This window comes from Sediminibacterium sp. FW305-C-61, from assembly GCF_058231065.1.
Map to the genome: position 1 here is coordinate 861,632 of NZ_JBIQXR010000001.1, position 12,160 is coordinate 873,791.

Annotated in this window: 13 protein-coding genes; all 13 read left to right on the forward strand. The window is 37.7% G+C overall.

Annotation, left to right across the window (positions count from 1 at the left end):
- The first annotated feature begins 101 nt into the window (after window positions 1-101).
- The 13 genes from ACH30E_RS03675 (at window position 102) to ACH30E_RS03735 (ending at window position 12,088) form a co-directional block, all read left to right on the forward strand.
- Window positions 102-788: a hypothetical protein gene (locus ACH30E_RS03675; protein ID WP_490823676.1), complete on the forward strand. Its 687-nt coding sequence runs from the start codon at window positions 102-104 to the stop codon at window positions 786-788.
- 445 nt (window positions 789-1,233) lie between these two features.
- The gene (locus ACH30E_RS03680) at window positions 1,234-1,650 is read left to right on the forward strand and encodes a hypothetical protein (protein ID WP_490823677.1); all 417 of its coding nucleotides are present in this window, start codon (window positions 1,234-1,236) and stop codon (window positions 1,648-1,650) included.
- Between the two features lie 375 nt (window positions 1,651-2,025).
- Entirely contained in the window at window positions 2,026-2,517 is a 492-nt protein-coding gene (locus ACH30E_RS03685) for a hypothetical protein (protein WP_490823678.1), read from the forward strand.
- A gap of 305 nt (window positions 2,518-2,822) precedes the next feature.
- Window positions 2,823-3,242 (forward strand): hypothetical protein, encoded by a 420-nt coding sequence (locus ACH30E_RS03690; RefSeq protein WP_490823679.1) that lies wholly within the window; start codon window positions 2,823-2,825, stop codon window positions 3,240-3,242.
- A 484-nt stretch (window positions 3,243-3,726) separates the two neighbouring features.
- Complete coding sequence (locus ACH30E_RS03695; protein ID WP_490823680.1) at window positions 3,727-4,326, forward strand: DUF4304 domain-containing protein; 600 nt, start codon at window positions 3,727-3,729, stop codon at window positions 4,324-4,326.
- Window positions 4,327-4,485: 159 nt separating this feature from the next.
- Window positions 4,486-4,755 carry a hypothetical protein gene (locus ACH30E_RS03700; RefSeq protein WP_490823681.1) on the forward strand — a complete coding sequence of 90 codons (270 nt, stop codon included), beginning with the start codon at window positions 4,486-4,488 and terminating at the stop codon, window positions 4,753-4,755.
- A 343-nt stretch (window positions 4,756-5,098) separates the two neighbouring features.
- Window positions 5,099-5,746, forward strand: coding sequence for a hypothetical protein (locus ACH30E_RS03705; protein ID WP_490823682.1), 648 nt, complete (start codon window positions 5,099-5,101; stop codon window positions 5,744-5,746).
- A gap of 214 nt (window positions 5,747-5,960) precedes the next feature.
- Window positions 5,961-6,278, forward strand: coding sequence for a DUF1493 family protein (locus ACH30E_RS03710; protein ID WP_490823683.1), 318 nt, complete (start codon window positions 5,961-5,963; stop codon window positions 6,276-6,278).
- Window positions 6,279-6,634: 356 nt separating this feature from the next.
- Window positions 6,635-6,982: a hypothetical protein gene (locus tag ACH30E_RS03715; RefSeq protein WP_490823684.1), complete on the forward strand. Its 348-nt coding sequence runs from the start codon at window positions 6,635-6,637 to the stop codon at window positions 6,980-6,982.
- 960 nt (window positions 6,983-7,942) lie between these two features.
- On the forward strand, window positions 7,943-8,647 hold the full coding sequence (locus ACH30E_RS03720; protein ID WP_294988315.1) for a GNAT family N-acetyltransferase: 705 nt from the start codon (window positions 7,943-7,945) through the stop codon (window positions 8,645-8,647).
- Between the two features lie 37 nt (window positions 8,648-8,684).
- On the forward strand, window positions 8,685-9,908 hold the full coding sequence (gene argG / locus ACH30E_RS03725; protein WP_294988312.1) for an argininosuccinate synthase: 1,224 nt from the start codon (window positions 8,685-8,687) through the stop codon (window positions 9,906-9,908).
- Window positions 9,905-10,906, forward strand: a complete 1,002-nt coding sequence (gene argC / locus ACH30E_RS03730; RefSeq protein ID WP_490823685.1) for an N-acetyl-gamma-glutamyl-phosphate reductase — start codon at window positions 9,905-9,907, stop codon at window positions 10,904-10,906. The genes argG and argC overlap by 4 nt, the downstream gene beginning before the upstream one ends.
- Window positions 10,907-10,936: 30 nt before the next feature.
- Window positions 10,937-12,088 carry an aspartate aminotransferase family protein gene (locus ACH30E_RS03735; RefSeq protein WP_490823686.1) on the forward strand — a complete coding sequence of 384 codons (1,152 nt, stop codon included), beginning with the start codon at window positions 10,937-10,939 and terminating at the stop codon, window positions 12,086-12,088.
- Window positions 12,089-12,160: the final 72 nt, after the last annotated feature.

Consider the following 12,160-nt stretch of genomic DNA (forward strand, 5'->3'; position numbering starts at 1 on the left):
TATAGAAGGCAGACGACAGCAGCACATGGGCATACAGTATTTATGCGAATTCATCCGGATTTTGTTAAGGGAGGGGGTAGAAAGTACTAAAATAAATATCTATGAAATATATTTTTTTGCTATGTTGTTTTATAGCTAATACTGGTTTTGGCCAAAGTGATATCATCATTAAATACTTTTACAAAAATCCTTTGGTAGGATGTCAAAAACTTAATTCTGATTGGGTTGAAAAAAATGAAATAGTTAACGGACAAAAAATAACTTATTATGACTTTTCATCTCATGGTATTCCAATACATTTTTACCCAAAACAGGATAATGTTAATTGTGCATATTTAACGTTATATGGGAAAGTGGCGTCTTTTAATGGGAAGAATGATAATAATCTAGCGTGTGACATTGATTATGGATCTATTGAGATATATAAATACTCTTTAAAAAACAAGAAATATTTAGCCTTGAATGGAGTTAGACATGGAAGTGGGAGCGCTTCAAGTTATTATTACTGTAATCTTTTCGATATTACAGATACTTCAAATTACACATACTACCCCCTGCATTCTTATTTTGCTTCAGGAGGTAGCTTTGGAGATTATGATAATAATGGGGTGATTGATTTTCTACAAATTGAGCGAGCTCCCAATGATAGTTCTGTTAATGCTTTTTCTCTTATTTTCAATTCTCTTGATAAACAGAAAAATAGCTTTATTGAAATCAAAGACAAGCGCATTGATTTTTATAAACAGAATACAGATAGTGGATTTAGTGTTATTAGAAGACTATATTAATAGAAAAGTCTCTTTTTTTCTCCTCAGCGTGTATTTAATCCAGCGAAGTTCATCGCAGTGTCTCTGAGGTACGAAGTCCATGGGACTCCTGTGGAAGACGCTGAGTGTTACACAGCCAGCGTGTACCATTTACTCTTAAACTTACTAATGTGTTACAGAATAGTTGAGCCTTAAAATTAATGATTAACTTTCCTATGTGTAAGTGGCCGCAGAGTCCTCTTCGAGAGACATCTGCGGGAAATCTGCCATAATGTAGACCTTGCGGGGAATAAAAAAACCTTACTCTGGGAGAATGATTATTCGAGGGTTTGCAGTAGGAGAATTAACGATTTTTGACCCATCTCGTTATTATAAACAATAAGTATACAAAATAAATATGATGAAACAGATAATAAGAATTTACTCAATTCTACTTTTTTTTAGCTGTGAAAATACAGAATCAGGCATGCGATATAGTCGGATACTTATTGCGCAAAAGGGCGATCAAAAAGTGTACTGTTATAATCTTGTATGGGCAAGGGATGCAGAACTTACTTTTATTAGTAAAGATGAAAATGTCTGTGCCGGTTTTGATTCTTCCAAAGATATAAGTTTTGGGAGAGGGCTTCAGACAATTTATTATGCATACTCAAACGATACGTTGAACTTGTACACTTATGGAAGCAAACCCATACTTCCCTCAATTTCTGACTTCAATATCAAGTGGACTAATTTAGATTTATTATCAATTGATAAGTATGATGATATGGTAAAAAAAGGACAATTAACTGAAGCTCAATTTGATTCATATGTTGATGTGCCCTGCGGTCCATTAAGTATTGTGCCCATTGATGACTACAACGTTAAGTTCAAGCCAAAGTAGAATCATTGCTCAGTAAGATTTATAAACCACTCTACAAAACGGAGTGGTTTTTTTTCTCCTCAGCGTGTACTTAATCCAACGAAGTTCATCGCAGTGTCTCTGAGGTACGAAGTCCATGGGACTCTTTGGAGAACGCTCGTTACACAGCCAGCGTGTACCATTTACTCTTAAACTTACTAATGTGTTACAGAATAGTTGAGCCTTAAAATTAATGATTAACTTTCCTATGTGTAAGTGGCCGCAGAGTCCTCTTCGAGAGACATCTGCGGGAAATCTGCCATAATGTAGACCTTGCGGGGAATAAAAATACGGCGGAAAGCTATTAAATAGAATTAATTCAATCTCTCCATCAAAATGGGGGCAATTCGGAATAAAATGATAACAAAAACAAAATATTCTACTAAAATTGGGGATATTTTTTCGGTAGAAATTGGACCGAAGGGAAAAAAGTATTTTCAATTAATAGCATTTGATCTAACTCAATTAAATAGTGATGTAATTAGAGTATTTAAGCATGTCTATTCTGTAGATTCTAATCCAGACTTTTTGGAAGTCATAAAGGGGGATGTTGAATTTTACGCTCATTGTGTTACAAAGCTAGGTCTAAAAATGAATTTTTGGAAAAGGGAATACAATGTTTCTGAAATAGGTGATTACACAAACATCCTTTTTAGGAGCAGTGGGGACTCATCTGAACTCAAAACTTCTAATAATTGGTGGGTATGGAAAATTAATGAAAGTCAGCAATTTGTTGGGGAACTTAAGGGAAAAAATCGAATGGCAGAAATAGGCAGCGTAATTCCTCCCGATAGTATTGTCTACAGAATGCGAACTGGAAGTTATGATTTTGCATATCCTGATTTTTAGCATTAATTTAATCTAACAAAAATCTTTTTTTCCCCTCAGCGTGTACTTAATCCAGCGAAGTTTGTCTTGATTTCTCAACAAAGTGGAATTTTATCGCCAGTTTCAAATCAGAAAGGTTCGGTATATTCTACGGCGCATTCAAAAGCAACTAATCAGTCTGGTCCAGTTTTTGAAACTTTGTATAATGCGGCTGGTAGAGTTTTAAATATGACCCCTCTTGGTGCTTATCCATCAGGTATAACTAGAGTAGAGTGGCATGTACTTGATAAATCTGGAAATAAAGTTGTAATCCAAAAATTATGATAATGAAAATTCTGATGACTATTTTAGGAACTGTTTCTATTTTCTGTTATTGTACAACTTTTAAGAGTAGTCTTTCTGGGATACAAAACAGATATATGATAAAATCAATTGATTCTATTAATAATTGGTATATAGTATATGCTTCAAGAAAAGACAGTATGTACAAGATAGTAACTGCGAAAACATCTGAAGGTCTGAAGTGTACCCAAAAAATAATTATTAATAATTACTATAACCTAAAATTATACTCCAGAAAAGAAAACGCCCCTGTAATAAATGGTGTAAAAGTTGCTCCGACCAATTCTCTTGATATTCAGTGTTATGCTTTTGACGAAGCAACGAATATTTGTGTTGAGCCAAAAAAAAACATCTACGACTTGTATATGACTTCAAATATCAGAGGGCTATGCTATCATGAATGAAATTGCACACTTGCAACATTCACATTTTTCCTTAATAAAATGGTTCAAATACAATCCGAAACCGCTCCACAAAACAGAGTGGCTTTTTTTTTCTCCTCAGCGTCTACTTAATCCAGCGAAGTTCATCGCAGTGTCTCTGAGGCACGAAGGACGCTGCGTGTTACACAGCCAGCGTGTACCATTTACTTTTAAACTTACTAATGTGTTACAGAATAGTTGAGCCTTAAAATTAATGATTAACTTTCCTATGTGTAAGTGGCCGAGGAGTCCTCTTCGAGAGACATCTGCGGGAAATCTGCCATAATGTATACCTTGCGGGGAATAAAATGAAAAGTGTAGCACGCGGAGTCCTTCGTGCCTCAGAGACTCCGCGAAGAACCCTCGAGTATGAACAACCTGCGGAGAAGAAAAAATTAAAGAATTTGTATCTTGAAAAAGTCAAGGGTTATCCTGTAAACCTTGTAAGAAAACCAAAATAATCGGAATGGGTAATAAAAAGTTTCATAAAGAATTCGGAAAAAAAATAGCTAATATTTTGCGGATAAACGGTTTTGCGGGTTCAGGAAATACTTATTATCTATTCAAGAATGATTCTTGTGGGGTAATTATGATCCAAAATGCCAAAACCGAAACACTTGGATGCTTTAAGTTCACTTTAAATTTCGGAGTGAGTTTAAATGTTATACGACAATTTTATGAAAGTGCTCGTAAAGAACCGGAATTTGATGAATGTCAATGGAAAATACGGATTGGACAGTTCATGGAAGAAAGAAATGATGTTTGGTGGATTATAGAAAACGAATCAGATGTCTTTGATATAATAACTGATTTTGAAGTTCGATTGAAACTTTTACTCCCCCAATTTCTTATTAAAATATCTGAAGGCGTTTTAAAAGAAGAATGGTTAAAAGGTAAAGCGACTGGCATTACAGAATTTGAAAGATTGCAATACCTAACAATTTTACTCAAAAAGGATAAATCTCCTGATCTTGAAAAGGCTGTAAATGAATTGGTTGTATATTCTAAAGGAAAATCTTTTGAATATTCGGCAAGTGTGCATTTGAATGAATTAAAAGAAGTATAATGGAAAACTTTTTTCCCTTCAGCGTGTACTTAATCAAGAGAAGTTCGTCGCAGTGTGTCTGAGGCACGAAGTCAATGAGACTCCTTTGGAGGACGCGGGAACGTTTCAAAAAAGTAGACCATACGAAAGAATATAAAATGAAAAGGAGGTCAATGTGGTATGAAAATTTTAGTGAAAGCCAATATTGATGGCGAAGTGATTAGGTGTACTGGCACAATTGATATTCATTGGAAAAATGAACATCAAGTTTATGTTAGTTGGACAATCTTTTCACCAGCAACAACAATTGTGTCTAAGTCTGAAAATTTTAAGTACAAGGGAACGATTGAGTCAAGCACTGAATTAATCAATAAGATTATAGAACGCATATTAAAATATAGACTCGGTAGGAAAAAAATATTTGAAGAGGTTGCGATTTTTGAAAAATAAAAAACGTTGTAACGTATATCTTTTTCCTCCTGAGGGTGTACTTAATTAAGAGATGTTCATCGCCAAAAGATATAAACAAAGAGGTTCGCAATTTTTTTTCTCCTCAGCGTGTACTTAATCCAACGAAGTTCATCGCAGTGTCTTTGAGGCACGAAGGACGCTGCGTGTTACACAGTCAGCGTGTACCATTTACTTTTAAAATTACTAATGCGTTACAGAAAAGTTGAGCCTGAAAATTAATTATTAACTTTCCTATGTGTAAGTGGCCGCAGAATCCTCTACGAGAGAATCTGCGAAGAACTTTCAAGTATGAACACCTTACAGAGAAGAAAAAGTAGCTATTATGCAGAACAGATATATTATAGTCTTATTGTTATTAATGATTTCTTTTTCTTGTAAAACAAAATCGAGAAATGATACTTCTCGTCAAGTGGAAAACGTCAGGCAGGATATTCCGTTAACGAAAAAAGGGCAGCCTGATTATTTTTACAAATCATATAACTACCAAGCGAGCCAACTTAAGTTAGATTCTTTAGAGGTTGGGTATGATTCTCTACAAATACGTATTTGGTATAATTACGGGCTATTAGATGTTCAAAATGTTGTTATAATTAAGAAGGATAGTGAACGGTGGAGTGCAGAGTTGTTGACATTGCAATATGATGAAAATGACAGTTCGTACATGAGGAGACTGACATTAAAAGAGAAAATCAGTAAACTGCCTGCTTCGGGTTGGCCTTCTTTTATTAAAGGGTTAATGGATTTTAATATTATGAAACTACCTGATCAGTCTAAGGTTGCGGGTTATAAAGATATAATTGGAGCTGATGGGGCTACTTACAGTCTTGAAGTTGCTACAAAGGAAGGGTATAGATTTTATTCATACTGGCAACCAGATAGCTATAAGACAGAATTTAAGGAGGCGATGAATATGGAATCGATGCTTGAATTTTTAGAAAAAGAGTTATCTTTTAAAAGGCTAATGAAATAGCCAAAAGGGTAATGGGTAATGTATCAAATTATCTGGTTTTATTAAACTCATTCAAAATTCAAAACCACTTTCTTTTTACCTCAGCGTGTACTTAATCAAGAAAAGTTCGTCGCAGCGCCTCAGAGACTCCGCGAAGAATTCTCAAAGAGGAATACCCTACAGCGAAGAATAACTCAATCTGGTAATTTGATTTATCACGTTAAATAGCGTCAAAATGGATAACAGTAGTTTCAAAACAAACGATGCGTTGATTGATTTCATTAGAAAACAAATTCGAGAGTTTAAAATGTCGATTGACAAATCGACACAATTTGAAAAAGATTTAGGTGTAACAGGCGAAGAAGCAGAGGAGCTTATTCATGAATTCTCTAAAATTTTTAACGTCGATATTTCAAATTTCATGTTTTCGCAATACTTTAATTACGAGCCTCACCTTTTGTTTAATGGAATGGACAAGAAACCATTAACAGTAGGTCATCTTGAGAAAGCTATTGCTACAGGTAAATTAAATGATACAGTAATAAATAGTTAGATTCGTTTATTCAACAATCAAAGAGGCTGTTTGAAAAGGGCAGCCTCTTGTTTTTTTTATCCTCAGGGTGTTCTTAATCCAGCGAAGTTCATCGCAGTGTCTCTGAGGCACGAAGGACGCTGAGTGTTACACAGCCAGCGTGTACCATTTACTTTTAAACTTACTAATGTCTTACAGAAAAGTTGAGCCTTAAAATTAATGATTAACTTTCCTATGTGTAAGTGGCCGAAGAACCTCTACGAGAGACATATGCGGGGGAAATTGCCATAAAGTTGCCTCTGCGGAGAATGAAATGCAAGCAAAAGATAGAAGTATGTCTTATCCTAGACCCAAGGCTGATAACCTAAACTTAATATATGAAATTACTTTTTTTCTACTTAATGGTTTTAACATGCTCATGCTCTACTGAGGAAAAACTGCGATTTGATACGTCTAAAATTAAAGAACTTCAAATAACTAGCAGATTAGATAGTGGGTTGAATCTACTTGTTAATAATTACGAAATAATAAACCGTTTTTTTGACGATTGTATCAATCAAGCCAAGGCTGAACCAGTGAAGTTCATAATGAATTATCAAATTAAAATAGTTCAGGAAGATAGAAGCGATATTCTTATTATCAACGGCAATGCCTTAAATCTTAATGGCAAGACTTTTCGCAGCAAATGCAATGTAGATGATAAAATAATAAACCTTGTAAAATGAGTTTTTTTCTCCTCAGCGTGTACAATGTCCATGGGACTCAGAGACTCCGAAGAACTTTCAAGTATGAACAAGGTTATACTCAATACATCTTCATAATAACAACAGTACTTAAACAGGGCAAAACACCAATATAGTGTTCTGCTGTGTTGATGATGTGTTGATGATGTGTTGATGATCCTGGTAAGTACTTAATAATGAACGAATTAGAAACTGGTGTTTTTTACTGAAAAAATGGGGGTCACCATCACTTTTGGAAAGTTCCGAAACTGGTAAAAATTTCTTCTCTCCAGGGTTGGGATACCCTTTAAAAACTAAAATTACCGAACTGCGTAGAGGTTCCTCCTTCGTCGAAATGACGGTTAGCCTTCCGTCATTCCGACGAAGGAGGAATCTAATGGATGTATATCAATAAGTATTTAGTTCTCATTGGCTCAACCTAAAATACGATTACCGCTCCTCATAAACTCTGCGAAAACTTTCTTGGGTGGGCATGCATTGAAAAAGGACGCTTTAAAACGAATACCATTCAGAAAAAAAAATTACCGAACTGCGTAGAGGTTCCTCCTTCGTCGGAATGACGTCCCGAAGCAGGTGGGGGCAGTCGGAATTTAAAACCAAAATCCCCTTTAAAAACTAACAACTGTAAGCAAATGCCCCCGATTTAATATTCCTTTCATAAAAAAATACACCACTATAACCCAAACTGTTATAATTTTACAGCCTCAAAAATCAATAGACCACTCAAAGTGAAGCAGATACTGATCAATTACCTTTACCTCCTACTGAATACCCCTAAACAGGTGTTTTCAATAGAAGCTGCTTTTAACTTCCTCCCGCGACCCCGACGTGGTTGCTGATAGGACGAGCAACTGGCACTTGCCCCTATCAGTGGAAAACTCCCCGGAATTGTTTTTCTGACAGGTAGCTGTCGTTCCCTTTACGTTATTTAATTTTTATAAGTTGGAACAAAATATCATTGTTCGTGTAGCCAATAGTGGCGACACAGGATATGCACAAACCATTACCGATGAAATGGAATCATCGGCCAAAGCACGTGGAACAGGTATCGCCAAACGAAGCCCGGAATATGTAGCAAAGAAAATGGATGAAGGTAAAGCCGTTATCGCTTTATTACCCGATGGAACCTGGGTAGGGTTCTGCTATATAGAAGCATGGGGACACGATTCCTTTGTAGCCAATAGCGGCCTCATCGTTTCGCCTGCCTTCCGTAAAAGCGGAGTAGCCAAGCTTATTAAACAAACCATCTTCAACCTTTCAAGGGTTAAGTATCCGAAAGCTAAAATTTTCGGCTTAACCACCGGACTGGCTGTTATGAAAATAAACAGCGACCTCGGTTATGAACCGGTAACCTATAGCGAACTTACCGATGATGAAGAATTCTGGGCAGGCTGCAAAAGCTGTGTAAACTATGATGTACTGATGAGCAAAGAAAGAAAAAATTGCTTCTGTACCGCTATGTTATACGACCCTGCCGATCATTTTGAACCGGAAGAAACTTCTTCAGAGTTTAAAAAGAATTCTAAAATATATGAACGCTTTATGAAACTGAAACAACACAAACTGTTGCGTATGTTTCGTAAAAAAGAAAATGGCGGTGCAGCCATCAAACCAAAATCATTTTTTCATCACCTGTTTAATCTCTGATTATACAGGATCATAGTACCAGTAAAGCAAGCATCGTATGAGCACTCTTCCTACATCACTTCCCGCAGGCACCAAAGTAGTATTGGGTTTTAGTGGCGGACTCGACACATCTTATTGTGTAAAATACCTGACCGATGAAAAAGGCTATGAAGTACATAGTGTAATTGTAAATACCGGTGGTTTTTCTCCGGCAGAATTAGAACAGATCGAAGCACATGCCTATAAACTAGGCGTAAAATCGCACACAACAGTAGATGCAGTAAAAAGCTATTACGATAGTATCATTCGTTTCCTTATATATGGTAATGTACTCAAAAACAATACTTACCCTTTAAGCGTAAGTGCCGAAAGACTTAGCCAGGCACTTCATATCGCCGAACATACTAAGAAACTGGGCGCCAAAGCAGTGGTGCATGGTAGTACCGGCGCTGGTAACGACCAGGTGCGTTTCGACATGGTATTTCATATCATGATACCCGGTGTTGAAATCATTACACCCATCCGTGATATGAAACTGAGCAGAGAAGAAGAAATCAGCTACCTTAAATCGAAAGGGGTAGAAATGAATTTTGAAAAAGCAGCCTACTCCATCAACAAAGGACTCTGGGGCACCAGTGTTGGCGGTAAAGAAACACTGCACTCAAAAGGTATGCTACCAGAAGAAGCATGGCCGACCCAGGTAACAAAAACAAATGCAGAAGAATTAAAACTTGGTTTTGATAAAGGTGAACTGCGACGCGTTAATGACCAGCACTTTAGCCATCCGGCCGAAGCCATTCAATATGTACAATCTATTGCCGGTCCGTTTGGCATAGGAAGAGATATACATGTAGGCGATACCATCATAGGCATCAAGGGCCGTGTAGGCTTTGAAGCTGCTGCACCCATGGTGATACTCAAAGCACACCATGCACTCGAAAAACATGTTCTCACCAAATGGCAGCTTAGCTGGAAAGACCAGCTTGCACAATTTTATGGCAACTGGTTGCATGAAGGACAAATACTGGATCCGGTAATGCGCGATATTGAAGCATTCCTGCAACACTCTCAGGAACAGGTTACGGGAGATGTATTTATTCAATTACAACCTTACCGTTTTACCATCATCGGTATTGAATCGCCCAACGACCTCATGAGCAGCAAGTTTGGCAAATACGGTGAAATGAACAGCGGCTGGACAGGTGAAGATGTTAGAGGATTCTCTAAAATATTCGGCAACCAGACTTCTATTTATCACAGCATCAAAAATGAACAGTCATGAAGCAGATAAGGGTAGCTATAACAGGAGCAGCAGGTTATACAGGTGGAGAATTGATACGGCTGTTATTAAAACACCCACAGGTTGAACTGGTAAATATACACAGCACCAGTAATGCCGGAAAACCTTTGTATGCAGTACATGCAGACCTGTTGGGCGAAACCAGCCTGCAATTTAGCAGCGAACCTCTTGCAGATGCTGATGTGTTGTTTCTCTGCGTTGGACATGGAGATGCTAAAAAATTCCTCGACCAGCATTCGATACCCTCCTCTATAAAAATCATTGATCTTTCACAAGACTTTCGATTAAATACTACTTCAAAGCACCAGGATAAATCATTTGTCTATGGCCTGCCTGAATTAAACAGGGAATCTATACAGCAGGCGCAGTATATCGCCAATCCAGGTTGTTTTGCAACTGCCATTCAACTTGCATTACTCCCTCTGGCAAAAGCTGGCATATTAGGAGATGTACATACTACCGGTATAACAGGCTCCACAGGTGCGGGGCAGTCATTAAGCAATACCTCACATTTTAGCTGGCGCGCCAATAATATACAGGCGTATAAATCTTTGAGCCACCAGCATATCAAAGAAATAACCGAATCGCTGAATCAGTTACAGTCCAATGATCCATTAACTATTAATGGTGAAGGCAAGGGCGTACATTTTGTACCATGGCGCGGCGATTTTACAAGGGGTATTTATACCAGCTCCATCATAGACAGTAGTTTAACGATTGAAGAGCTTCAATCACTATACCGCGATTTCTATGCAACTGCGGCATTTACCCACTTCAGTGAGCAGATGATAGACCTTAAACAAGTGGTTAATACCAACAAGTGTCTGGTGCATATTGAAAAGCAGGGAAGCAAAATGGTGGTGCACAGTGCCATCGATAACCTGTTGAAAGGAGCCAGCGGACAGGCCGTACAAAACATGAACCTGTTATTTGGTCTGGATGAAAAAACCGGGCTCGGTTTAAAAGCAAACTATTTCTAAATCGCTCAAAAGCGACAACCTAATTGAACTATGAAACTTTTTGATGTATATCCGCTCAATAATATTACCATCGAGAAAGCATCAGGATCCACTGTTTGGGATAATAATGGAACCAAATACCTCGATATGTATGGCGGCCATGCTGTAATCAGTATTGGACATACCCACCCGCATTGGGTAAAAAGAATAGAGGAACAACTCCATAAAATTGCTTTCTATTCTAATTCAGTGATCATACCACTGCAGCAACAACTGGCAGATAAACTCGCAACCTTAAGCGGTAAAGAAAACTACCAGTTATTCCTTTGTAACAGCGGTGCCGAAGCCAATGAAAACGCACTGAAACTGGCTTCGTTTCATACAGGGCGTAAAAAAATTGTTGCGTTTAAAAAATCATTTCATGGTCGAACCTCATTGGCTGTGGCTGCAACAGATAACCCATCTATTGTAGCGCCCGTGAACGAAACCGATAATATCATTTTTCTTCCATTTAATGATGTAAATGCCTTGCACCAGTGTTTTGTAGAAGAAGGAGCAAATATTGCAGCAGTTATTACAGAAGGCATACAAGGTGTTGGAGGTATTAACGTTGCAAGCCCGTTATTCCTGCAAACCATTCGTTCTTTATGTGATCAGTATGATGCGTTATTTATTGCAGACAGCGTACAATGTGGCTATGGAAGAACCGGTAAATTCTTTGCCCACGACCATGCAGGCGTAAATGCCGATATCTATTCTATGGCCAAAGGAATGGGCAATGGTTTTCCAATCGGAGGAATTTTGATAGCACCACATATACAACCCAAACATGGAATGCTTGGTACTACATTCGGCGGAAACCACCTGGCCTGCGCTGCAGCACTGGCAGTATTGGAAGTGATGGAAGATGAAGCCCTTGTTCAGGCTGCAGCAGAAAACGGAAGTTATTTAATGGAACAATTGAAAACAATACCGGAAATAGAAAATGTAAGAGGGCTAGGTTTTATGATTGGTTTTGATGTACCGGAAAATATCAAAGACCTGAAAAAAGTATTGCTGCAGGAGTACAAGATTTTTACCGGAGAAGCAAAGCCAAACGTAATCAGACTGTTGCCATCACTTGCATTGACAAAAGCACAAATTGATGAATGTATAGCGTCCATTAAACAAGCAATCATTTTTTTAAATAAACCCTCTGCGTAAACTCCATTATCTCCTGTTCTCTGCGGTGAAAACAAAACCATCACCGTGAACAGGGGAACACAGAGCCATCCA

Coding starts and splice junctions, on each gene's coding strand:
- ACH30E_RS03675 (WP_490823676.1), top strand. CDS start 102: ATGAAATATATTTTTTTGCTATGTTGTTTTATAGCTAATACTGGTTTT.
- ACH30E_RS03680 (WP_490823677.1), top strand. CDS start 1,234: ATGCGATATAGTCGGATACTTATTGCGCAAAAGGGCGATCAAAAAGTG.
- ACH30E_RS03685 (WP_490823678.1), top strand. CDS start 2,026: ATGATAACAAAAACAAAATATTCTACTAAAATTGGGGATATTTTTTCG.
- ACH30E_RS03690 (WP_490823679.1), top strand. CDS start 2,823: ATGAAAATTCTGATGACTATTTTAGGAACTGTTTCTATTTTCTGTTAT.
- ACH30E_RS03695 (WP_490823680.1), top strand. CDS start 3,727: ATGGGTAATAAAAAGTTTCATAAAGAATTCGGAAAAAAAATAGCTAAT.
- ACH30E_RS03700 (WP_490823681.1), top strand. CDS start 4,486: ATGAAAATTTTAGTGAAAGCCAATATTGATGGCGAAGTGATTAGGTGT.
- ACH30E_RS03705 (WP_490823682.1), top strand. CDS start 5,099: ATGCAGAACAGATATATTATAGTCTTATTGTTATTAATGATTTCTTTT.
- ACH30E_RS03710 (WP_490823683.1), top strand. CDS start 5,961: ATGGATAACAGTAGTTTCAAAACAAACGATGCGTTGATTGATTTCATT.
- ACH30E_RS03715 (WP_490823684.1), top strand. CDS start 6,635: ATGAAATTACTTTTTTTCTACTTAATGGTTTTAACATGCTCATGCTCT.
- argG (WP_294988312.1), top strand. CDS start 8,685: ATGAGCACTCTTCCTACATCACTTCCCGCAGGCACCAAAGTAGTATTG.
- argC (WP_490823685.1), top strand. CDS start 9,905: ATGAAGCAGATAAGGGTAGCTATAACAGGAGCAGCAGGTTATACAGGT.
- ACH30E_RS03735 (WP_490823686.1), top strand. CDS start 10,937: ATGAAACTTTTTGATGTATATCCGCTCAATAATATTACCATCGAGAAA.